Origin of the sequence: Bartonella sp. CE47NXGY (genome assembly GCF_042195415.1) — a bacterium.
Taxonomy (GTDB): domain Bacteria; phylum Pseudomonadota; class Alphaproteobacteria; order Rhizobiales; family Rhizobiaceae; genus Bartonella.
The window spans coordinates 1-23,334 of the sequence record NZ_JBHIOI010000002.1 but is presented as its reverse complement, the minus strand read 5'-3'; the positions used below and the strand labels follow the sequence as shown (position 1 = coordinate 23,334).

Here is a 23,334-nt window from a genome sequence, read left to right as displayed (position 1 = left end):
TTTTTCTTGATCATTGCTCGCTATGTCTTAAAAAGATGCTATGTCTCTTCTTTAGGGTTGTTAAGAAATCGCAATGTTGCCAAAATATAACGAATAGCTAAAATTTTTTTGAAAACCATAATTACACGAGAATATTAAGTTTGTTTTCATTGGGCAGTTTTGTGATAACTTAAAAAATCAAGCATATGCTTTCTATAGGTATTAAAATTGTAATTTTTTATCCTCTTGTTGTTCTCTTATAAAAGTGGGAAGCCCCATATGATCAAGATATTTAAGGAAAGGGTGGGGTGGTAATTCTTCCACATTGACCATAGTTTTAACATCCCATTCACCTGTGGCAATAAGAAGAGCTGTTGCCGCTGCTGGTACGCCAGCTGTATAGGAAATGCCTTGTGCCCCAGTTTCATGAAAAGCTTGTTTGTGATCGGCTATATTATAGATAAAAATTTCTCTCGAGTTTCCATCTTTTTCGCCTTTAATAAGATCTCCGATACAGGTTTTTCCTGTGTAGTCTGGGGCGAGAGAGGAAGGGTCGGGTAAGACGGCCTTTACGACTTTCAAGGGCACGACTTCTTGTCCTTCTGCTGTCTTAATGGGCTGTTCAGATAAGAGACCAAGATTTTTTAGAACCGTAAAAACAGTGATATAACGATCACCAAATCCCATCCAGAAACGGACATTCTCTACATCAAGATTTTTGGAAAGTGAATGAATTTCATCATGTCCTGTCATATAGGCTTTTTGTTTTCCCACAACGGGAAGATCCCATTCATGGCTGATTTCAAACATTTTATTGGAAGTCCATTTTTTATTTTGCCATGACCATACTTGTCCTGTAAATTCACGGAAGTTAATTTCTGGATCAAAATTTGTAGCAAACCAACGTCCATGATTTCCGGCATTAATATCAATAATATCAATATCTGTGATTTTATCAAAATAATCATCGCGCGCTAATGCTGCATAAGCATTCACTACACCTGGGTCAAAACCTGCTCCTAAAATAGCGGTTATACCAGCTTTTTCACATTCTGGACGCCGAGGCCATTCATAATTGCCATACCAAGGAGGTGTTTCACAAATTTTCAATGGGTCTTCATGAATTGCGGTATCGATATAAGCGCATTTGGTTTCAATACAAGCTGAAAGAACAGACATATTAAGAAAGGCAGAACCAACATTAATGACAATTTCGCATTTGGTCTTTTGGATGAGCTTTATAGTTTCTTCTACATTCATGGCATTGAGCGAATGGCTTTTGAGAACACCTTGCTCTTTCATTGTGTTTTTTTCTTTAATAGAAGCAATGATGGCTTCACATTTTTTGAGTGTTCGTGACGCAATATGAATTTCACCAAGAATATCATTGTTTTGAGCACATTTGTGTGCAACAACTTGTGCAACACCTCCAGCACCAATAATGAGAACATTTTTTTTCATTGTAGGTCCATCTCCCTTTTTAATACTGTTGTATGACGTTTTTTATGGTTTATCTTTATGAAAGGCTTTCCTGATAGTCGCTATAGCTGAATTGGCGTTGAAGTGTTAATGTACCATCGCACTCTTTGAGAACAATAGCAGGCATTGTAACGCCATTAAACCAGTTTTTCTTGACCATTGTATAACCTGCTGCATCCTGAAAAGACAGTCTATCGCCTATTTTAAGAGGTTTTTGAAATTGAAATGTTCCAAAAATATCGCCGGCAAGACAAGATTTTCCACAAATCATAATTTCGTGTGGTCCTTGATTAGGTTCTAATTTAGCATTTTCACGATAAATGAGAAGATCAAGCATATGTGCTTCAATTGAGCTATCAACGATGGCTAGATTCTTTTCATTATACAATGTGTCAAGAACACTGACTTCTAATGTGGTGCTTTTGGTAATAGCAGCTTCTCCTGGTTCTAGAAAAAGAGTGACACCATGAGTTTTAGAAAATTGTTTTAAGCGTTTTGCGAAAGCTTCTAGAGGATAATTTTCAGCCGTAAAATGGATTCCACCGCCAAGGCTTATCCAGTCAACAGCAGAAAAAAGTTCTGCAAATTTTTCTTCCATATACCCAAGCATTTGGTTAAAAAGATTAAAGTCAGCATTTTCACAATTGTTATGGATCATCAATCCGTTGATAAGTGGCAGAATTTCTTTGATAGCGCTTTGGTTTGTTTCTCCTAAGCGGCTAAAAGGGCGTGAGGGGTTGGCAAGATCAAAATTTGATGCGCTCATTCCTGGGTTTAACCTTAAACCTCTTTGAATGGTTTTTGTTGCATCAGAAAAGCGTTGAAGCTGTTGGATGGAATTAAAGATGATTTTATCTGCATAACCACAGGCTTCATCAATTTCATCATCTGCCCAAGCCACTGAATAAGCATGGGTTTCTTTGCCAAATTTTTCTCTTCCTAAACGTAGTTCATAAAGGGATGATGATGTGGTTCCATCCATGAACTCAGACATTAAATCAAAAACACTCCATGTGGCAAAACATTTTAAAGCAAGTAAAATTTTAGCTCCGGACATTTCCCGTAAATGAGAAATTGTTTGCATGTTTTTGATGAGTTTCGATTTGTCTATAAGATAATAGGGGGTTTTTATCATCATTTATTCATTCTTTTTTGAAGGATCTTATTGCCAAGATCAACGTTTAGTACAAAGAGTAACAGAATGTCTCAAGAAAAAAGAATCTTAAGAAAAGAATCTGTTTCTGTCTAGCAAGAGAAAGGCTTTCTGTAATTACTGTTGTTTATTATGTTGAGTTTTTTGTTATGAGTATGAAAAAAAAATTATATTATGCTTTAGCTTTTGTATTTGTTAGCATTTTTTTCATTATAACAACCACTCTTGTTAATTGGGGGCAAAATAGAAGTGACGCTAAAGCCAAACTGGTTACTCATACTTCTGTCCAAGATAGTTCGGTGCCTCTGATTTTTACGGGGCGTAGAGAACTTAATGGTTTCAAAGGTTATCGTCATTATCGGCGTGGTTATCGTAAATACAGTGATAATTGGTGGTATCCTGAAGTGGCATTTGTTACATCACCGCACTTAAGCACAAAAGGCGCATCATTAAAAGTTGTACCAGATGCTAAAAAAGTGTTTTTAACGTCTTCTTCGGAAAAATTAGAAAAAAAAGAGCCATGGATGCTTAAACAACATATTGAATCTTGCCGTGCGCGTTATCGCTCTTATAATAAAAATGATAATAGTTTTCAGCCTTTTCATGGGGGGCGTAGGCAGTGTTTATCACGCTTTTTTAAAGGATAGAAATTAAATAAAATTTTAATTGCTTCTTGTCGTGGGCGTTATTGTTCTTACAATAAAGAGAAGACTTGTGTGGTGCGCAGTATTTTCATGCAAGCATTGTTTTTTTTAAAATTTAAATGCTTTTAAGTTTTATTAAATCTTATTATCATTAAGTGTGGAATGGGGGGGTGAGAATATAAGTTTTTGTTTTGTCGATGACAAAATATTAAGGTAAAATGGAGTTTAAAGAATGACAACACGGGAAGCAATGTTGGTATTGCTCGTTTTGCTTCCTTTTGGTGGAAGTGCTGTCATTGGCTTTTTTCGTTCGACAGCAAAAAATAATGAAGCGTGGTTTGCTGGGGTCGTCGCACTTTTCTGTCTTATTTTTACAATAATGCTTTATCCGGAAGTTCGCGGAAACCACATAGTGCGTTTAGATATTTCTTGGCTTCCAGAATGGGAAAGCGATTTGATTCTCCGCATAGATGGTTTGTCCTGGCTTTTTTGCTTGCTTATTACAGGGATTGGGCTGCTTGTTGTCATTTATTCACGTTATTACATAGATCCAGCGGATTCTGTACCGCGTTTTTTTTCCTTTTTTTTGGCCTTTATGGGATCAATGATAGGAATAGTTTTATCAGGTAATCTCGTCTTTTTGGTTGTTTTCTGGGAACTTACCAGTATTTTTTCTTTTTTGCTGATCGGCTATTGGTACCATAATGCAAGTGCGCGTGAGGGTGCGCGTATGGCTCTAACGATCACAGGTTTTGGCGGCTTTGCTCTTTTTATTGGAGTTTTATTGATTGGGTATACTGTTGGCAGTTTTGATTTGGATAAGGTGCTACAGTCTGGAGATATGATCCGGTCAAGTTCTCTTTATAGTCCTATCCTTATTTGTATTTTATTGGGAGGGTTAACAAAAAGCGCGCAATTTCCCTTTCATTTTTGGCTACCTAACGCGATGGCTGCTCCAACTCCCGTATCGGCTTATTTGCATTCGGCAACAATGGTAAAAGCGGGATTGTTTTTGCTTGTTCGTTTATGGCCTGTGCTCTCTGGAACAGAATCTTGGTTTTGGCTGGTTGGCTTTTCAGGACTCTCAACTCTTCTTCTAGGTGCCTATTTTTCCATGTTTCAGCAAGACTTGAAAGGACTGCTTGCTTACTCGACTATTAGTCATCTTGGATTAATTACAACACTTTTAAGTCTTGGTAGTCCACTTGCATGTGTTGCGGCGATCTTTCATATGGCCAATCATGCTACTTTTAAAGCTTCTTTATTTATGGCTGCTGGCATTATTGATCACGAGACGGGAACACGTGATATGCGTAAACTGTCAGGGCTTTATCGTTCTATGCCTATCACAGCAACTCTTGCTTTAGTTGCGAGTGCAGCGATGGCTGGGGTTCCTTTGTTGAATGGTTTTTTATCGAAAGAGATGTTTTTTGCTGAAGCTGTTGAAACGCATATGGAATCATGGCTCGATTGGATTGCGCCTTATGTGGCAACGCTAGCTAGTCTGTTTAGTGTGACCTATTCTATACGCTTTATTCATGGCGTTTTTTTAGGACCAAAGCCTGACAATTTACCCAAGACTCCCCATGAACCACCGCATTTCATGCGTTTACCAATGGAGCTTTTGGTGTTTATTTGTTTAGCGGTTGGTATTTTTCCTAATTTAACAATAGGACCTATTTTAGATAATGCGGTCGTGTCTGTTTTAGGACCAATGACAATTCCTTATAGTTTGGCTGTTTGGCATGGGTTTAACACTCCATTAGTGATGAGCTTTGTTGCATTATTAGGGGGCGGATTGCTCTATGCTGTTGGGCATCGTTATTTTTTATCCTGTGATGATGGGGCTCCTTTTTTCCGTCACTTAAAAGGACCGCGTATTTTTGAACGCATTCTCGTAATTATTTCTTGGAAATGGGCCCGTGCGGTGGAGTCTGCTTTGTCAACACGCCGTTTGCAGATCCAATTGCATTGGATTTTTTGGGTCTGTTTTGCCTTTGTTGGTCTTTTACTTTGGTGCGATGGTTTCATTCCAGTGGGGACATTACCGCTTTTTCCACTTGATATTCCTTTTCTCGCTCTTTGGCTGGTTGGCGGATTATGTGCGCTTTTAGTTGCTTGGCGAGCAAAGTTTCATCGTCTTGCTTCACTTATGCTTTTAGGGGGAGCTGGTTTGATGACTTGTGCAACCTTTTTATGGCTTTCTGCTCCTGATTTAGCAATAACACAATTGGTTGTTGAGGTTGTTACAGTCGTTTTATTATTGCTTGGTTTACGGTGGTTGCCTAAACGTTTGCATGACCCTGGGCCAGCTGCTGTTCATTTTTGGGTTCGTTTGCGTCGTTTCCGTGATTTCATCATATCCCTTGTAGGAGGTGCTGGTGTAGCATGGCTTTCTTTTGCAGTGATGACACGTCCCCAAGGTACAACGATTTCTGATTTTTTTCTAACGCATGCTTACTCAGATGCTGGTGGTCGCAATGTTGTGAATGTGTTATTGGTTGATTTCCGTGGTTTTGATACCATGGGAGAAATTGTGGTTTTGGGTGTTGTTTCCCTTACTGTTTTTGCACTCTTACGACGTTTTCGTCCTGCGCCTGAGAGTATTGATGCGCCTTTTCAACAACGTATCCAGAAAGCCTTTGATATAGCACAGCCTAATCGAAATGTGGGAGATACAGTATTGAATTATTTAGCTGTTCCTGCTGTTATTATGGGTTGGCTCTTTCCAATTATTATCGCTTTTGCTATTTATTTATTCATGCGAGGGCATGATCTGCCAGGAGGTGGATTTGTCGGTGGTATTACTTTGGCTATAGGATTTATTTTACAATATCTTGCACGCGATATTCGGTGGGTGGAAACGCATTTGAGAGTTTTACCTTTGCGTTGGATAGGCTTTGGTTTATTATTGTCAGTCGTAACGGGGATGGGCTCTTGGTTTTTTGGATATCCTTTTTTAACATCCTTTTTTCGATATATTCATCTTCCGTTAATTGGGAAAGTTCCCATGGCATCTGCTTTTTTGTTTGATTTTGGTGTGCTTTCTCTTGTGTTAGGAGCAACTGTTCTCATTTTAATTGCACTTGCACACCAGTCAATTAGGAGTTACCGAATCGGTAAGAAACCTATTTTAAAAGAGAAGGAAAATTAATGGAAATTGTTCTTTCTTTGGGTATCGGTGTTTTTGTCGGATCAGGTATTTGGCTTGTTTTGCGTCCACGTACTTTTCAAGTCATTCTTGGTTTGTCCTTGATCTCCTATGGTGTTAATCTTTTTATATTTTCAATGAGTAGACCGCGTAGTAATGCTGCTCCAATTGTTGATCCTACCACTGTTATTAATCCAGCTAATTATGTCGATCCTCTTCCACAAGCCTTGGTTTTAACTGCGATTGTGATTGGTTTTGCAACAACAGCTTTATTTTTAGTTATCTTGTTGGTTTCACGTGGTTTAACGGGTTCTGATCACGTTGATGGACGTGAGGTGCAATAATGGAAATAGGAGTGCATCATCTCCTTATTTTGCCTATTCTTTTGCCGTTAATCACTGGAGCACTTCTTCTTTTTTATGATGAACGTCGTGCAAGACTTAAATCATTCATCAGTCTTTCTTCTGCGGGACTGTTGGTCGTTACTGCCATTTTATTGATTATACGTACTCTTGAAATAGCACCGGCTTGCGATGTTTATCGACTTGGTAATTGGCCGTCTTCTTTTGGAATTGTTTTAGTCCTTGATCGCTTAAGCGCTATGATGCTTTTACTTTCCAGCTTGTTGGTGACTAGCGTGTTGGTTTTTGCGCGGGCTCATTGGTACAAAGCTGGTTCTCATTTTCAGTCACTAATGCAATTTTTTATGGTGGGGATAAATGGTGCTTTTTTGACTGGCGATTTATTTAATTTATTTGTGTTTTTTGAAGTTATGTTAACGGCTTCCTATGGGCTTGCTTTGCATGGTTCTGGTCAGACGCGCGTGCGTGCAGGGTTGCATTATGTTGTGGTTAATCTTGTTGCTTCATTATTTTTTTTAGTTGGTATAGCGCTCATTTATGGAGTCGTTGGTACTCTTAATATGGCCGATTTGGCTGTTAAAATAAAATATATATCTTCTACAGATATTGTTTTGTTCGAAATAGGTGTTGCACTTTTAGGTATTGCTTTTTTGCTTAAAGCGGGTATGTGGCCGCTTAATTTTTGGTTGGTGCCAACTTACAGTGCAGCAGCAGCGCCTGTTGGAGCTTCTTTTGCACTTTTGAGCAAGGTTGGTATTTATATTATTTTACGTTTAACGTTGCTATGGTTTGGTCCTGAAAGTGAATATTTTAACCATTTTGGTCATACAGTTTTGTTTTATGGTGGGCTTGCCACTATGATTATTGGTTTTATTGGAGTATTGGCGAGCCAAGTTTTGGTGCGTTTGGCAGCTTATAGCGTTCTTGTCTCTTCTGGCACATTGTTGGCTGCGATCGGGATAGGCAATGCAGCACTGACAGCAGGCGCACTTTTTTATATTGTTTCTTCAACTTTAGCACTGGGAGCTTTTTTTCTTTTGGTAGAGTTGGTAGAACGCTGTCAAGATGTGGCTGCTAATGTTCTTGCTGTCACAATGGAGGTGTATGGTGACGATGAAGAGGAGGAAGAAGATGAAGTTGGCATCTATTTTCCAGTAACCTTGGCAATTCTTGGAGCTTGTTTTGGTATCTGTGCCATTTTGATTATTGGATTGCCGCCTTTTTCTGGTTTTGTTGCTAAATTTATGATGTTCATGGCAATTTTAAACCACAGTAGAGAGGATTTTTCTGCTTCTCTTCCGGTTTACCAAGATTGGCTTTTTGTAGTTTTTGTCACTCTCTCTGGTTTTGCGGCTTTGATTGCATTGACACGAACGGGTATCCGAACTTTTTGGGTTTCTCTTGAAGGGCGTATTCCTCGTGTGCAAGTGATAGAATTTGCGCCTATTGCCGTTCTCCTTGCTTTGTGTTTTCTTATAACAATTGTAGCCAGTCCTGTTAGTCATTATATGTCTGAAACTGCTAAGACTTTGTATGAACCTCAAAACTATATTGGGAGCGTTTTAACGGATTTTTCTCTCGAAAATAGGGAGATAAGTAAATGAATCGTTTTTGTCCTTCCCCTTTTTTCAGTGGTGTCATTGTCCTTATGTGGCTTATTTTAAATGGTTTTAGTTTAGGGCAATTGCTTTTAGGGATTTTAACCGCTTTGTTTTGTGGTTGGATGATACGGCTTCTGGAGCCGGAGAAGGTTGTTATTAAAAGCTGGAGTGCGGTTTTTCGTCTCGTTTTTCGAGTATTTATAGATTCTATATTCTCAAATGTTTCGGTGGCTTGGTTTGTTTTAACAAAAAGGTCTCGAGAGCAGAAATCTGGTTTTATTGTAGTACCTCTTCTGCTTCATAATCGCACTGCTTTGGCTATTTTAGCATGCATCCTTTCGGCAACCCCTGGAACTGCTTGGGTTGCCTATAATAGTAAAAAGGGTGAACTTTTGCTTCATGTCTTAAATTTAAAAAATGGATATGATTACAAACAGTTGATCAAACAACGGTATGAGCAATTGCTTTTGGAGATTTTTTTATGAGTATGGTGATTCTTTATTGGGGGCTTTTCTTTTCACAGTTTTTTTTAAGTTTAGCGGTGATTTTCGCGCTGTTTCGGTTGATTCGTGGTCCACGGGCGCAGGATAGAATTGTTGGTTTGGATGCCCTTTATATAACCACTATTCTTTTGTTTCTTACATTCGATATTCGTTCAGGAACAACCACTTATTTTGTCGCAGCTCTCATTATTGGATTGTTGGGATCTGTCTCAAGCATCGCTTTGGCGAAATTTCTTATGCGGGGGGAGATTATTGAATGAAAGATGATATATCGCTTGTGGTTGCTATTGCTATCACAGTTTTCTTAATATTAGGGTCTGGATTGACATTGATCGCAACGATAGGTTTGGTGCGTTTTTCCAATTTTTATAAGCGTTTGCATATGCTTTCAGTATGTACGAGTTGGGGCGTTGGTAGTATTCTTATTTCTTCATTTCTTTATTCAATATTTGTGGACCATTATTTTGTTTTTCATGAAGTGTTGCTGATGTTTTTTTTGTTTTTAACAGCACCGGTAGCTTCTATGTTGCTCTCACATACAGCAGCTTATCGACATCATTCAGAAGAACAGTCAGAAAAACCGCTGGCTCTTTTATTATACAAGACGGAGGAAAAGTTACCCACGTCAGAAGGAACATCAAGAGATGAGAGCCAGCACGGTTCTTGAAATGTAAGAATCTTCCTTATTCTGTGCTTTTTTCTTCTACACAGTGGATGGGCTTTTCTTCTTTTGGATCATTAATAAGATCGTAAAATATGGCTTCATTTTTAGTTATCCACCAAATGTATTGTCCACCCACATATTTTCCTCCAGAAGCGGCAATTACATTAGAACCAACGATGCGCTTACCGTTCCATTTTAAATCAACAAGCGCAATATTACCAGCATTATAATAAGTTGCTTCAACATACTCTTTGCTTGTTCCCATATCGCATTGATAGGAGATGGTCTCTGTTGTTGGTTCTGGATTATCTGGTACTTCAATGACTAAAGAACTTGCTAATGCATTAATTGAACCGAGGAGGAGCACACTTAAAGTAATGAAAAATTGTTTAGTAAAAGAAATTTTTTTCATAATATTTCCCGTGTTATTTAAAATAATAATGTTGACTCATCTTTACAGAGGATAGGTTTTTTTTCTTCTGGATCCTGAGCAAGGTCATAAAGCGTGACTTCTTTGTTCTTCTCCCACCAGATGTACTGAGCTCCTGCAAATTTTGCTCCTGTTGCCGCGATGACATTAGCAGCAATGACACGATCACCGTTCCATTTGAAATCAACCAACGAAATATTGTCAGCATTAAGATAGACTGCCTCTACGCGCTCTTTACCTGTTTCAGTATCACACTGATAGGTAATGGTCTCTGTTTTGGGCTCTGGATTGTCTGGTACTTCAATGATTAAAGAACCAGCTAAGCTATTGTTTGAGCTGAAGAGTGATAAACTTAAAGCGGTGAAAAATCCTAAAATGTGCAAAGTTTTTTTCATGATGCTTCCCTATATTCCTAATATTGTGCACAAAGAATAATTTGACTGATACGATGGTGTCTACGGCAGGATTCGAACCTGCGACCCCAGGATTCATACCACTTCGATTTTCACCGCCAGCCTTATCGGCTGTTTGTGGTCTGGACTGTCTCTTCACCTTGAAGCTTTTGCTCTTTAGGTGCTGCCCGTTCAGTCTCTACACCTTTCTCTCATTTGAAAAGAGACTTGGCTCGGGATTGGCATATAGTCGCCCATGAAGCTTTCCCCGAATTTGAGCAGATTCACTTTGAGGATTTCTCCTCAAAGTGCCCAATTTCTTTAGGAATCCTGTGCTCTATCCTACTGAGCTACGCAGACATCATCATATTTAATCTTTAATAGAAGTATAAAAACGAATCAATTATATTCAATATGAATTAACGAATTTCTGTTAATTTTTGTTCCAAAAAGGATAAAACTGCATCTGGTGAAACATTTTTTGCAATAAATGATTGGCCAAGTCCGCGTGTTAATATGAAAGTCAAATTGTTTTGCGAAACTTTTTTATCTTGGGCAATGAGAGTCATTAAAGTTTCAGCATCTGGTAGAGACCCTGGGATATCCTTTAATTGTGTAGGCAATCCTATAGATTTGAAGTGCGCTTCAATGCGTTGTGTAAGCGTGGGGCTTATTAAATTTAATTGAGCAGAGAATTGATGAGCTAGAATTATCCCAATTGCTACACTTTCGCCATGGATTAAACGGTTGGAGTCATAAGCGGTTGCTGTTTCAAGCATGTGTCCAAATGTATGGCCGAGATTTAAGAGTGCGCGCTCTCCCGTTTCGTACTCATCACGTGCTACAATGGCAGCTTTAAATTGGCATGAGCGAACAATGGCCTCTGTTCGCATAGGGCCGTTAGAGAAAATTTTCTGCCCATTTTTTTCAAGCCACTCAAAAAAGTCAGGTTGGTTAATGAGACCGTATTTTACTATTTCTGCGTAGCCAGCGCGAAATTCACGCGGTGGCAGGGTATCAAGAAGACACGTGTCAGCAATAACGCATTGTGGTTGATAAAAGGCACCAATAAGATTTTTGCCATATTGGCTATTGATTCCCGTTTTTCCACCAACAGAAGAATCAATTTGTGCAAGAAGCGTTGTGGGCATTTGAATGAAGTTCATGCCACGGCGGATTATACTTGCCGCAAATCCTGCTAGATCACCAATGACACCACCGCCAAAAGCAATAACACAGTCGCCTCTTTCTAAGCGTGCAGCAAGAATTTGATCGATAACAACTTGCAGGGTTGAAAATGATTTTGATTGTTCTCCCGCTTCTACAATAATAGGGACAGTATGAATTTTATTTTTTGTTAATTCTGCTTGCAATATCTCCAAATGAAGGGAAGCAACATTTGTATCTGTAACAAGTGCCAAGCGCGTTTGATGAGGATCTTTTTTATTAAGAGCATGTTTAATTTGTGAAGCAGCTTGTGTAATCAGACCCGGACCAATGATGATATCGTAACAGTGTTTGTCCAGTTTAACAGTGACGGTTTTGGTTTGCATGCTGGTTATCCCTATTGTTAATTTCTGTGTATAGGTAGTGCTGTACGGATCGTATAACATTTTGTGCTACGGTATGACGGCTTTCTTTATGACTGTTAATTGTTAAGTTTGCCTTTGCATAGATAGGATAACGCTGTTCCATGAGTTTTTGCATGGTTTCTTTAGGATTGGCTGTTTGAAGCAGGGGACGTGTTGGGTGCTTTGAGACACGTTGCATGAGGATATCAAGATCGACTTTTAGCCATATGGATATACCATTTTGGTGAATGGCTTTTCGGATATTTTCATTTATGTAGGCACCACCACCTGTTGCTAAAACAAGGGGACTTTTTTTCATGAGGTTTAGAATAACACGCTGTTCAAGAGCACGAAATTCGGATTCACCATAAATTTCAAAGAGTTCCGTGATTGTCATTTGTGCAGCTTTTTCAATTTCTTGGTCAGAATCATAAAAAGGTAAACGAAGCATGGTGGCGACGCGTTTTCCGATCACTGATTTGCCTGCCCCCATAAGACCAACAAGGACAAGTGCTCTTTTATCAAGGGACGATAAGAGCTGATTCTTTATTTGTGTTATGGGGACGCGTTTTTGTCGATTGCTTTTCATAACTTTATTTCGGCATTTATCCATCTTAAAGTCAATTCCTGTTAATCTTTGTGAGGCATAATACGAGATAGAATATTTTTGGGTAGGTTATTGTCTTATGCCAACATTGACTAGATTTTTGATGATTCTTTTCATTTTGCTTTCTGTTCTTTTCATTATAATGGGTGCTCTTGTGGTTTGGGTTGAACCAGTAACTGTGGATATGTACATTGATGTTCCCTTGAATTCATGGAATCTTTCTACGGAAGCGAATCAATGAAATGAAAAGTGGTGCTGTGATAGATCATTTTCTTGAGATGATGAGTGCGGAGAGAGGGGCTTCGTCTCATACGCTTGCGGCTTATCAGCATGATTTGCAGTGGGCACAAGACGAATTGTCTTCACACTCTGTTTCGCTTTTTTCAGCACAAAAAGAAGATTTAATTACTCTTTTGTCACTTATGCATACTTTTGGTTTTGCGGCATCGTCGCAAGCGCGCCGTTTATCAACTTTGCGTCAGTTTTATCAATTCCTTTATGCTGAAGGGTTGAGAGCAGATGATCCCTCTCATGATATTGATGCACCTCGTCAGAGGCGTCCTTTGCCCAAAATCATGAGTGAAGATGCAGTGATAAAATTGCTTGATTTTGCGGAGTTAGAAGTCAACCAAGCAGACTATGGGTCCAAAGGTTATTTCCGTGCACTGCGTCTTCAGCTATTGATTGAAATGCTTTATGCAACAGGGTTACGTATTAGTGAGTTGGTGAGTCTGCCGGTTCAGTCTGTTCGAAGGAATGAATACAGCGTTTTGGTTCGTGGTAAGGGCAAAAAAGAACGAATGGTGCTGTTATCAAAAAAAGCATGCCAAGTTCTTTCACAGTGGTTAAATTTGCGTGATCAGGGAAAGGACGCTACGAGTTCTTATCTTTTTCCTGCGCATTCCGAGACAGGATATATTGCTCGTCAAGTCGTTGCACGAGAGTTGAAAAATCTCGCTAGAAGAGCAGGGATAGGAAGTGATAGCTTTTCTCCCCATGTGTTGCGTCATGCTTTTGCTAGTCATCTTTTGCAAAATGGTGCTGATTTGCGTGCCGTTCAACATTTGTTAGGTCATTCTGATATTGCTACCACTCAGATTTATACCCATGTGTTGGAAGAGGGACTTTATCGTTTAGTCAATGAGCATCATCCACTTGCCGATGAGCAAAAGGCTCGTTAAAGAAAAGGTGATGTTTTTGAAAAAGACTTTATAAAGCAAATTATAAGTGTATAAGTGACACTGAATGAGTTGACACAAATGTATAATTATCTTGATTTTGAAAAACCAGTTGCTGATCTTGATGGGAAAATTCTTGAATTAAAAAAAATTTCTCAGGAAAAAGGCAGTCTTGATATGAGTGACGAGATTGCTCGTCTTGAAACGCGTTCCCAAACAGCGTTGCGCGATATTTATAAAAAATTATCGCCGTGGCAAAAAACACAAGTCGCTCGTCATCCGGATCGTCCCCATTTTATGGACTATTCTAAACGCCTATTGAGTGACGTTACGCCTTTGGCCGGAGATCGCAAGTTTGCTGAAGATGAGGCTATTCAAGCGGGGTTTGCACGCTTTAAAGGTGAGGCCGTTGCTTATATCGGTCAAGAGAAAGGTCACGATACGCAAACACGTTTGCGCTATAATTTTGGTTCTGCGCGTCCAGAAGGCTATCGTAAAGCTGTACGTATTATGGAAATGGCTGACCGCTTTGGTTTGCCACTCCTCACTTTTATTGATACAGCAGGTGCTTATCCTGGGGTAAGCGCTGAAGAACGTGGGCAAGCGGAAGCAATTGCTCAATCAACAGCTACAACTTTGCGTTTGAAAGTTCCTGTGGTTTCCGTTGTTATTGGAGAAGGCGGTTCTGGAGGGGCGATAGCAATCGCGGCTGCCAACAAAGTTTATATGTTGGAGCACGCAATTTACTCTGTTATTTCACCAGAAGGAGCAGCTTCTATCTTATGGCGTGATCCAGCTCGTGCAAAAGATGCTGCAATGAATATGCGTATTACCGCTCAAGATTTGTATCGCTTAAAGATTATTGATGGCATTATTTCGGAACCTTTAGGGGGAGCGCATCGTGGCAAAGAGATTGTCATTGATGCAACGGGTGATGTTATTTCAGAAGCTTTAAAAGCTATGGCTGGAAAAGATGGTCAAGTGCTTAAACAAGAGCGAAGGGAAAAATACCTTCAAATTGGTCGATCTCTAACATAGGTTATTTTTTGTGAGGGGTGTTGGATTGGAGTTTTATTCGATGACATTTAGCAGATTCCTTGCTGTGTGTGTGTTGTTTGTAATGGGACTATTGACAGCATGTGAAGGAAGATTACCAGCCTCTATTCGCGCTAAAGTTGAGCAGCCGTTGCCGCAAGAAATCAAAAATAGAATGGTTCTGTATGATATAGATCCCTATGCACCGATTATGATGCGGTTTTTTAAGGAAGAAAATCTTGCTGAAGTTTGGAAGCAATCTCGTTCAGGACCTTTTATCTTGGTTGCTCGCTATGGCATTTGCAAATGGTCTGGTAAGCTTGGACCTAAATATAAAGAAGGGGATCTTCAGACACCAGAGGGTTTTTATACTATTAGCGCAAACCAAATGAATCCTTATTCAAAATATTATCTCTCTTTTAATATAGGATTTCCTAACCTTTATGATCAGGAAAATGGTCGCACAGGAAGCAATCTTATGGTGCATGGTTCTTGCTTTTCCGCAGGTTGTTATTCTATGAGTGATAAGAACATGGCTCAGATTTATGCGTTTGCACGGGATGCTTTTAAAGGAGGACAAAGAGAGTTTCAGTTGCAGGCTTTTCCTTTCCGCATGACCAAGGATAATATGTCACGTCATAGCAAGAATCCTCATTATCAATTCTGGGTTATGCTTAAGAAAGGTTATGATTTTTTTGAAAAAAATCGTCAACCTCCAACTGTTGAGGTTTATGGAAAACGTTACGTTTTTAATCGCGATATTGATAAAAATTCAGTTTCTCTAATGCAGTGAGTGTTATTGTATCCTACAGCACCGTAAACACTATCACTTAATAATGGTGATACAGGATATGCAAAAACTTTGCACATAAGGTGTTTAAGTGAGTAGTCAATATTTTAAAGCGCAGAGTTTTTTCATAGAGCTTTATGTAAGTAAATCATATGAAGTGGGAAGCCAAGAGGAATTTTCTCAAAGAAGTTGGATTGTTTGCACATCGTTACTGGTATCAATCTTCGTTTTTAGTGAAGAGTAAGTTAACATGAAATGTACCTCTCTTTTTATTTCTTTCAAAGAGTTTTATTCTTTTATGCTGTAAAATATTGTCTTGTCGTGCTGTTATATAAGATACATTCACATATTTTAAAATGCGATATTGCCTCTGTCTGATTTTGGTTTTTTTCTTAACAGGGATTTTGATTTCAATTAGCTTGAGTAAACATAGAGTTGAGCAGAATATTTTAGAACCAAGAATTTGGCCAATCGGTCTGTGAAATGAATCATATGAAGTGGTTTGCAGATGAAGCGCATTTAGAGAGAAAACAATCTGTTTGCAGATTGATGGGTATTAAATTTTTTATCATAACAATTTGATTTATAATGATAATTTAGTGTTATTCAAGTTAAATTAGAACCCTGAATACCATAAGATTCTCTCATTTCAAAGCCGTTCCATGTTGAATAAATTAAAACCATTTTCTTGCACGTTACAAGCGGGGATAACCGCGTGGGTGAAACTGTGCAAGAAAGACTAAAATGCTTTTTACAAACCGTCTCAAGTACCAAGGGCTTGTTTCAACATTGGGAATTAGCAAAGTGTGTAATGGTGCCGGTTTGCTTCTTTAAAAGCATAAAGATGGTGGTGCCAATGAATTTAATATTATATCATTGAAGGGGAGAAAAAATTAAAATTTTATTCCTGGAATGACCAGAGGATTTTCTAAGAGAGCTGTTTTGTCTGCAGTATCTATTGCTGGTTTATTAAAAAAAGCATTGAGGAGCTTTTGTATTGCGTCTTTTTCAACACCATCGGCAATGATGACAAAACGTGTTTGTTTTATTCCTTTTGGCCATGCCGGCAATCTTATGGGAGGATGAAAAAATGTTTGTACGCCATGTAATACAAGTGGGCGATAAGGGTCATCACGCAATGCGATAATTGCTTTAATACGTAATAATTTTGTACCATAACGCTCTTGTAGGAGATCTAAAAAAGCTTCAATTGTGGCGTAATCAACAGGACCCTCACAGTTTAGTGAAAAGGTACGAATGGTTTTATGGGGGGTATGATCATGTGGGGTAGTCGTAAGATTTTGTTTAAGTTTTGTATTTTCTACTTTTTCATCCCATAATGTGTTATTTATTAATAGATTTGAACAGAAATCTTTAGAATGGGCGTCAATGATTTGTGCTGTAGGATTCATTGTTTTAAGTGTGCTAAGGAGTGCATCTGAAAGCGTTTGTGGGTCTCTAAGATCTGTTTTGGTGAGAATGATTTTATCAGCAAATATTAATTGTTTATATATTTCAGGATAGCGCTTACATATGGAAAGTGGACTTAATGTATCAAATGTTGCAAGAACAGCATTTATGGACAATGTTTGAATAAACAATGGGTGGCTTAAAAGTATTTGTAAAATAGGGGCGGGATCAGCCATCCCTGTGGTTTCAATGATAATATGATGGAGTTGTTTGATCTGTCCTGTCTGAACGCGATTTATTAAATCAATTAATGTGTCGATGAGATCACTGCGTAAATTACAGCATAAGCAACCATTGGCAAGCTCAATAATTCCTTCTGTCGTTTTTTCAACCAGAAGGTGGTCAATACTGATTTCGCCGAATTCATTGATGATAACAGCACATTCTGTTAGAAGAGGGTCTTGTAGCATACGGTTGAGCAAAGTTGTTTTGCCAGAGCCTAAAAAACCCGTAATAAGCGTGAGAGGGATGCGCTTTATTTTCATGTTAATCATCAATCATAGTTTTGTTTTTAAAAAATATATCTCAGTATGTCTAAGCAATTTATAATGATGTCCGTGAGGGATATAATGGTTAATCCCCCATGAAATCCATTGTACCACTATCTTTACGCTTATAAAGGTAGGTGCACGTGGGTATATTATACACTTTTAGCGTCAATGTTATGATAATTCTTGGTTCTTGAAAGGACTTTTATTCCTTGTTTTAATTATTTTATCTACATGTTCATCCACCTTGTGGCGCGCAAGAGACTGGTTTTATTGATTCAACAAATACAGATTTGAAATGAGAGAATCTTACAATACTTGTGGTTTTGACATAAGGTACAAAATAATTAATTATGATTATAAATCAAAGTATTATAATTAATTGTAGATTATGATTTATGGCTTTTTATAGAATGGTTTGCGTGCCTTTTATACGGAATATAGGGTTTTCTTAGTGGTTTTACTGTCATTTTAGGTGTTTGTGGCGTACGAATGAGGTGTACTGATAAAGGATGAGAAAAAGAAGGTGGAGCAGTGATAAAAGGTGAGGTGAGAATAATATTTCCTTGATCATCATATGAATTTGCATGCATTTTTATGGCTTCAGGTGTGCATGTTTGTTGTCTCATATTGTTGGCTTGTGTTATGTTGCTCCCATAAGGTTTTAATGTTGCTAGTGTTAATTGGGGGCTTCCTTGGTGCAAAAATCCTATTTCAAGAAGTTGTGCAGCTTTTTCTTCTCTTTCACTTATGTTGTTAGCACCTAGAATGACAGCAATAATTGTACGTTTATTGCGGGTGGCTGAGGCAACAAGATTAAAACCAGAGGCACAAATAAAGCCTGTTTTCATACCGTCTATCCCATAAAAACGGCCAATGAGGTTGTTTGAGTTATGTTGGATTTTTCGATTATTACCAAAATCAATGGCTGGAATAGAAAAATAATGAGCATATTGTGGAAATTCTCGACGTATTTGAACGGCTAAAAGAGCAATATCGCGTGCCGTGGAGTAGTTTTGAGGATCTGGTAAACCACTTGCGTTCGCAAAATGGGTGCCAAACATGCCTAAACGTTTAGCTTCGCTATTCATTTTACGTACAAAATCTTTCTGTGAACCCGCAACAGCTTCACTCATGGCAATGGCTAAATCATTGGTAGATTTAACCATGGTGATACTTAAGGCTGTATCAAGTGTGAGTACAGAACCAGCTTTATAGCCTGAACGATATGAGGGAGCTTTTGCGGCGTATTCGCTGATGGTGATATGTTTGTTTGGTGAAACTTCCCCTCGGCTCATGGCACGAAAAATAACATAAGCGGTCATTAATTTTGTCAAGGAAGCAGGATACCAACGCTCAAAAGCTTGATTATGTTTTAAGATACGCCTCGTTGTAACATCAACAGAAATAAAAGGCTGCGCTAGAGCAACAGCGCTGGATAAACTCAAAATCACAGAAAAAAATAAATTATAGAAGAGACGTCGCATTAATTTAAATCTAGTTCCCTCTTATTCGTTATTTAGAATTGTTTTAATGTAGCACACAAAGCATTTAAGTCTAGGATAGGAAGGAAAGATGGTTAATTGCTGTATCCGTTGTGTCTGTGGGATAAAAACCAATTCTCATTTTTATTTTCCCCTTGAATTTGGTTTGATGACTTAAGTATCTCAAGAAATACTTTTTAAATAATGAAGATTGTACAAGATTTCAGGTTCTTGGAGGGATTGAATTTCTCAGAAAGGAATGAATCTGCATAATCATGCATTTTTCTTGCTCTCCTGTTAGGATAGCCCTTGGCACTTGAGACGGTTCGTAAAAAGCATTTTAATCTTTTCTTGTATCGTTTTATTCACACAGATATCCCCGCTTGTAATGTGTAAGAAAATGATTCTAATTGATTCAACCTAGAATAGATTTGAAATGAGAAAATCTTACGGTGTTCAGGGTTCTCATTCAAGTTGAATAACGCTAAAACATCGTTATAAATCAATGAGATGTATGTTATTTAAATGATTTTAAAGAGAGGAAGAATTCTTTTTCAAAAAAATTTACACATTGATCATTTCTTATCATGTACAAGTGTTTTACAATTTTAAATTAGAAAGTTTGAAGTATCTTTCTTATATTTTTGTTCCCTATACTCCGCTCAATATACAAAGTTATGCATTATTCTTATCAATCAGTGCATTGTTTCATGTTGATTTAGTTTTTGAAGTTTCTGAACAGCGTATGGTGGCATAGGAGGAGGGGTAGGGTCTTGAGCTGCTAAGAGAAGCAGTTCATCACACGCTTTTTCAGTTTTTTGGACAAGTTGATCTAGAAAATCACGTTTGCTTAAACCAGCCTCTATCGGGGGAAGAATACGGACACGAATTGTTCCGGGATAGCGGCGAAAATTATTGCGTGGCCAATATAAACCCGCATTATGTGCAATAGGAACAACTTGAAGTCCTAATTCATTATAGAGCGCGACAATTCCTGACTTATAATCTGGTTCTTGACCGGGTTGTCGGCGTGTTCCTTCGGGAAAAATCAAGATTTGGCGCCCTTGTTTTACTTTCTCTTTTGCTTTTTGTATAATCATTTTTAAGGCTTTGATGGGTGTTGTGCGGTTAATGGGGATAATTTGCGTTTTTGCCATATACCAGCCAAACAATGGAATCCACATCAATTCACGTTTTAAAATGAGAGTGGGATCATCAAAATAAGGAACAAGACTGAAAGTTTCCCAAGCCGATTGATGCTTTGGAGCAATGATATAGGGTCCTTTGGGAAGATTTTCTAAACCTTCAATCTCATAACTTGTGCCTGCGATGTATTTTTGCAAAAAGAGTGTAACGCGCGCCCATGTTTTAGGGACAATCCATGCCTTTTTGCGGGGCATTAAAAAATAAACGGGAGCGTAAAGAATCATTTGTATGAAAGTTGTTGTATAAAAAGCGAACGTAAAAAGAATAGAACGAAGGATAAGCACTACATTTTCCATTTTATATCTATAAGAAGACTTCATATATAATATAATTCACATGAGAAAACATCTTCTTTATGTTTTTTCAAGCATCTATTTTTTCGGTAACTCATTTTCCGATATTTAAAAATAGAAGGAAAGAGGTTAATGGAATTACAAAAAGATAAACTTTTTATTCCACGGATTTTATCTATTGCGGGAACAGATCCTTCTGGTGGCGCTGGAATGCAGGCGGATTTGAAGGTTTTTTCAGCTATGAAAACTTATGGTATGAGTGTGGTTACAGCTGTTGTTGCACAAAATACTCAGGGTGTGCGTTCTTTTCAGGCATTAGATGCTTCTTTTGTTGCAGATCAAATTGATTCTGTTTTTGAGGATATCCATGTTGATGCCGTTAAAATTGGTATGGTTGCAAATGCTCAGATTGCACAGGTTATTGCAGAACGTCTTGCTTATCATAAAGCGCGTTTCATTGTTTTTGATCCGGTTATGGTTGCAAAAAGTGGTGATGTTCTTTTAAAGTCTGATGCAATTGAAATTATGCGTGATGTTCTTGTGCCGATGTCAACTTTGATCACGCCAAATTTGCCTGAAGCTGCACTGTTATTGGGGCGTGAAGTGCAATGGTCTTTAGAGACTATGTATCAATATGCTCCACGACTCTTGGCGCTAGGGTGTCATGCAGTTTTGTTAAAAGGGGGACATTTGAATACGCTGACCAAAAATAGTACAGAAAATTACGATTGTTCTAGTCCAGATCTTTATTGTGATTGTGAAAACCTTGTTATACTTGAAGCCTCTCGTCTTTCAACTACTCATGATCATGGGACAGGGTGTACCATTTCTGCTGCCATTGCAGCTCTGTTACCTACCCAACCTTTGGATTGCGCTGTTAAACAAGCAAAAGATTATTTGCATGGCGCTTTAACTGCCTCAGATGCTTTAAAAGTAGGGAAAGGGCGAGGGCCGCTTCATCATTTTTATGCATTATGGAAAGATTAATACAACGGTTGATAGTGAAAAATCTTCACTCTATGAATTTGTTTCGTCATTATATGATGTTTTGGACTTATGACTGATAAATGTTAGCGTATTGTAGCTTAACAGTTATTTTGTATTAAGAAGGATAAGAAAAAATGTTATAATTTGCTTCTTTTATATATTTTTTACGATTAATCTATCCTGTTTTAGAGGCAATTTTGAGTATAAAAAAGAGAGCAAGGAATTGTAAAATCAGGATTTGATAGCAAAAAGAGTAGAGGGAAAGACCTTTTACAAGGCGATATTAAAGCTAGCGGATCCACTATATTCGCTGTTTCTTATATTGGTGGCAAAACAGCCATTCAACCGATTGCACAATTTGCGGGGGCTTCTCCTGTAAATTCATCTGCGAGAGAGCAAAGAGACAAAGACCGTTCCCCCATCACACACAATCAAAATGTCACAGTGCATGTTAATGGGGTGCGTGAACCCATGGCCACTGGTCGTGCGGTTGCCCATGCTTTGCAACGGGCACGCGCTAATGCGCTGCATGGCGGGACAGAATGAGGGGAGGGAGCCTATGAGAGATCCTTTGATGATGTTAGGACCGCATCAATTTTATGTGGACTGGCTAAATTTCCAATCCTTTGAAGAAGAGTTTTCTGCCTCATGGGTTTGTATGGAGCGTTTTGGCAAGACACCCAGTTTGCAATTTACTGGCTATGGCAATGATCCCAAAACCATTCATGGAGTTTGGTTTCCAGAAGAATTTGGTGACCGGGTAGCGATAGATGCCATCACTACAACTATTCGAAGAGCAAAGCCGGTCCAGATGCTTCGTTGGATTAATGATACGACCTATAGTGTCCTTCTCCATGGATCCGTAGTAATCACCACGATCAATAAAGACCATGACTATATCAGTCGCTCTGGTCAATCCCAGCGCATCCGCTATTCCATTACGCTCTTGCCCTTTTTTAATGGCGGAAAACCACAAGGACAATACCAAGAGAGACAAATCCAAGTGGGACAAACTTTATGAAGATACCAGAAAAACATGTTGTTGTAGAGCTAGAGGATATGATTCTTGATCTTATCTGCTTTCATCATGCCATGGCAGTGTTCAGAGACCGCATCCAAGTTGGGGCACTAAACGGTTATTTAGAAGCCACACTGGAAGCCAATCCAGAGATTGCCAAATATGGTGTGTTTTTACCGCGGGGCTTAAAGGTCATTCTGCCTGAATTTGTGTTGTCTAATCCCCAAAGCATGGTGAAGCGGTTATGGGATTAATGCGTACACACCCTTTTATTGTGGTCAAGGTGGGAGACAAACCTGTTCATGAGGTTTTTTACCAGCGTCTTTTAACCGCAACGATTACGGACCATGCCGGGAATGAAGCCGATACATTTGAAGCAGAGTTTGACGATAGTGGCAATGATTTAGAGGTTCCCTCAAGCAACAGTGCGCTACAGGTGATCTTTGGTTATGAGAACAGCATCAGTGCATTTATGGGGTGTTTTGTTGTCGAATCGGTTGTAAGTTGTGGTGGCAGTGATGGAGAGATCTTGCGCCTTTGTGGCAAAAGTGCCTCGATGCGTAAAGAGCTCAAAGAACAGGTGAGTGAGCATTTTGATCACAAAACTGTTGGTGAGATTGTTGAGACACTCGCCAAACGCCATGGCTATCAAGCAAAGGTCAGTCCCCAGTTCACTCAACAAACTTTGCCTTATGTGATTCGTACAGATCAATCGGCGGTTGATTTTTTAACCCGCCTTGCCGATCGCATGCGGGCACGTTTTTTAATCAAAGACAATAAGTTTTTGTTTTTAAGCGGGGACAATTTACCAGCACTCGAACTTTATAAAAATGACTGTTCCAACTGGGA

22 protein-coding genes and 1 pseudogene are annotated in these 23,334 nt (G+C 38.7%); 14 read left to right on the top strand and 9 right to left on the bottom strand.

Going from position 1 to position 23,334, the window contains the following annotated elements:
- Positions 1-201: 201 nt before the first annotated feature.
- Positions 202-1,440 carry a saccharopine dehydrogenase NADP-binding domain-containing protein gene (locus ACFIL3_RS01285; protein ID WP_375681778.1) on the bottom strand — a complete coding sequence of 413 codons (1,239 nt, stop codon included), beginning with the start codon at positions 1,438-1,440 and terminating at the stop codon, positions 202-204.
- Between the two features lie 55 nt (positions 1,441-1,495).
- Positions 1,496-2,593 (bottom strand): carboxynorspermidine decarboxylase, encoded by a 1,098-nt coding sequence (locus ACFIL3_RS01280; protein ID WP_375612883.1) that lies wholly within the window; start codon positions 2,591-2,593, stop codon positions 1,496-1,498.
- Between the two features lie 167 nt (positions 2,594-2,760).
- Between ACFIL3_RS01280 and ACFIL3_RS01275 the strand changes: the two genes are divergently transcribed.
- The 7 genes from ACFIL3_RS01275 to mnhG all read left to right on the top strand — a co-directional run bounded on the left by ACFIL3_RS01275 (position 2,761) and on the right by mnhG (position 9,539).
- Entirely contained in the window at positions 2,761-3,258 is a 498-nt protein-coding gene (locus ACFIL3_RS01275) for a BA14K family protein (RefSeq protein ID WP_375632101.1), read from the top strand.
- A 229-nt stretch (positions 3,259-3,487) separates the two neighbouring features.
- Entirely contained in the window at positions 3,488-6,409 is a 2,922-nt protein-coding gene (locus tag ACFIL3_RS01270) for a monovalent cation/H+ antiporter subunit A (RefSeq protein ID WP_375668174.1), read from the top strand.
- On the top strand, positions 6,409-6,750 hold the full coding sequence (locus ACFIL3_RS01265; RefSeq protein WP_273790150.1) for a Na+/H+ antiporter subunit C: 342 nt from the start codon (positions 6,409-6,411) through the stop codon (positions 6,748-6,750). The genes ACFIL3_RS01270 and ACFIL3_RS01265 overlap by 1 nt, the downstream gene beginning before the upstream one ends.
- Entirely contained in the window at positions 6,750-8,372 is a 1,623-nt protein-coding gene (locus ACFIL3_RS01260) for a monovalent cation/H+ antiporter subunit D (protein WP_375611319.1), read from the top strand. The genes ACFIL3_RS01265 and ACFIL3_RS01260 overlap by 1 nt, the downstream gene beginning before the upstream one ends.
- Positions 8,369-8,854, top strand: a complete 486-nt coding sequence (locus tag ACFIL3_RS01255) for a Na+/H+ antiporter subunit E (protein ID WP_375612748.1) — start codon at positions 8,369-8,371, stop codon at positions 8,852-8,854. The genes ACFIL3_RS01260 and ACFIL3_RS01255 overlap by 4 nt, the downstream gene beginning before the upstream one ends.
- Positions 8,851-9,132 carry a K+/H+ antiporter subunit F gene (locus tag ACFIL3_RS01250; RefSeq protein ID WP_375606068.1) on the top strand — a complete coding sequence of 94 codons (282 nt, stop codon included), beginning with the start codon at positions 8,851-8,853 and terminating at the stop codon, positions 9,130-9,132. The genes ACFIL3_RS01255 and ACFIL3_RS01250 overlap by 4 nt, the downstream gene beginning before the upstream one ends.
- A complete protein-coding gene (mnhG, locus tag ACFIL3_RS01245) occupies positions 9,129-9,539 on the top strand; it encodes a monovalent cation/H(+) antiporter subunit G (protein ID WP_375681777.1) in 411 nt (136 codons plus the stop codon). The genes ACFIL3_RS01250 and mnhG overlap by 4 nt, the downstream gene beginning before the upstream one ends.
- A 16-nt stretch (positions 9,540-9,555) precedes the next feature.
- Here the strand turns inward: mnhG and ACFIL3_RS01240 are convergent, their stop codons facing one another.
- The 4 genes from ACFIL3_RS01240 to ACFIL3_RS01225 form a co-directional block, all read right to left on the bottom strand.
- Positions 9,556-9,948, bottom strand: a complete 393-nt coding sequence (locus tag ACFIL3_RS01240; protein ID WP_375681198.1) for an MliC family protein — start codon at positions 9,946-9,948, stop codon at positions 9,556-9,558.
- 17 nt (positions 9,949-9,965) lie between these two features.
- Positions 9,966-10,361, bottom strand: a complete 396-nt coding sequence (locus ACFIL3_RS01235) for an MliC family protein (protein ID WP_375617422.1) — start codon at positions 10,359-10,361, stop codon at positions 9,966-9,968.
- Positions 10,362-10,777: 416 nt separating this feature from the next.
- Positions 10,778-11,911 (bottom strand): 3-dehydroquinate synthase, encoded by a 1,134-nt coding sequence (gene aroB / locus ACFIL3_RS01230; protein WP_375638134.1) that lies wholly within the window; start codon positions 11,909-11,911, stop codon positions 10,778-10,780.
- The gene (locus tag ACFIL3_RS01225; protein ID WP_375606223.1) at positions 11,886-12,518 is read right to left on the bottom strand and encodes a shikimate kinase; all 633 of its coding nucleotides are present in this window, start codon (positions 12,516-12,518) and stop codon (positions 11,886-11,888) included. The genes aroB and ACFIL3_RS01225 overlap by 26 nt, the downstream gene beginning before the upstream one ends.
- Before the next feature lie 260 nt (positions 12,519-12,778).
- Between ACFIL3_RS01225 and ACFIL3_RS01220 the strand changes: the two genes are divergently transcribed.
- From ACFIL3_RS01220 to ACFIL3_RS01210, 3 genes are all read left to right on the top strand, one after another.
- On the top strand, positions 12,779-13,717 hold the full coding sequence (locus ACFIL3_RS01220; protein ID WP_375611313.1) for a site-specific tyrosine recombinase XerD: 939 nt from the start codon (positions 12,779-12,781) through the stop codon (positions 13,715-13,717).
- A 78-nt stretch (positions 13,718-13,795) separates the two neighbouring features.
- Positions 13,796-14,752 (top strand): acetyl-CoA carboxylase carboxyltransferase subunit alpha, encoded by a 957-nt coding sequence (locus ACFIL3_RS01215; RefSeq protein ID WP_375611312.1) that lies wholly within the window; start codon positions 13,796-13,798, stop codon positions 14,750-14,752.
- Between the two features lie 40 nt (positions 14,753-14,792).
- The gene (locus tag ACFIL3_RS01210) at positions 14,793-15,542 is read left to right on the top strand and encodes a L,D-transpeptidase family protein (RefSeq protein WP_375628563.1); all 750 of its coding nucleotides are present in this window, start codon (positions 14,793-14,795) and stop codon (positions 15,540-15,542) included.
- A gap of 890 nt (positions 15,543-16,432) precedes the next feature.
- On the opposite strand, the gene ACFIL3_RS01205 is transcribed toward ACFIL3_RS01210, so the two are convergent.
- The 3 genes from ACFIL3_RS01205 to ACFIL3_RS01195 form a co-directional block, all read right to left on the bottom strand.
- Complete coding sequence (locus tag ACFIL3_RS01205; protein ID WP_375611310.1) at positions 16,433-17,494, bottom strand: CobW family GTP-binding protein; 1,062 nt, start codon at positions 17,492-17,494, stop codon at positions 16,433-16,435.
- A 392-nt stretch (positions 17,495-17,886) separates the two neighbouring features.
- Positions 17,887-18,984 carry a D-alanyl-D-alanine carboxypeptidase family protein gene (locus tag ACFIL3_RS01200; RefSeq protein ID WP_375611309.1) on the bottom strand — a complete coding sequence of 366 codons (1,098 nt, stop codon included), beginning with the start codon at positions 18,982-18,984 and terminating at the stop codon, positions 17,887-17,889.
- 692 nt (positions 18,985-19,676) lie between these two features.
- Entirely contained in the window at positions 19,677-20,483 is an 807-nt protein-coding gene (locus tag ACFIL3_RS01195; RefSeq protein ID WP_375628565.1) for a lysophospholipid acyltransferase family protein, read from the bottom strand.
- Positions 20,484-20,612: 129 nt separating this feature from the next.
- Here ACFIL3_RS01195 and thiD point away from each other — a divergent pair, with 129 nt between their 5' ends.
- The 4 genes and pseudogenes from thiD to ACFIL3_RS01175 form a co-directional block, all read left to right on the top strand.
- Positions 20,613-21,467 carry a bifunctional hydroxymethylpyrimidine kinase/phosphomethylpyrimidine kinase gene (gene thiD / locus ACFIL3_RS01190; RefSeq protein WP_375612742.1) on the top strand — a complete coding sequence of 285 codons (855 nt, stop codon included), beginning with the start codon at positions 20,613-20,615 and terminating at the stop codon, positions 21,465-21,467.
- Between the two features lie 559 nt (positions 21,468-22,026).
- The gene (locus ACFIL3_RS01185; protein WP_375681776.1) at positions 22,027-22,488 is read left to right on the top strand and encodes a phage tail protein; all 462 of its coding nucleotides are present in this window, start codon (positions 22,027-22,029) and stop codon (positions 22,486-22,488) included.
- Positions 22,485-22,739: a tail protein X gene (locus ACFIL3_RS01180; RefSeq protein ID WP_375681775.1), complete on the top strand. Its 255-nt coding sequence runs from the start codon at positions 22,485-22,487 to the stop codon at positions 22,737-22,739. Before ACFIL3_RS01185 ends, ACFIL3_RS01180 begins: the two co-directional genes overlap by 4 nt.
- Positions 22,739-23,334: pseudogene (locus ACFIL3_RS01175) on the top strand (late control protein); the annotation flags it as partial. The gene ACFIL3_RS01180 and the pseudogene ACFIL3_RS01175, both read left to right, overlap by 1 nt.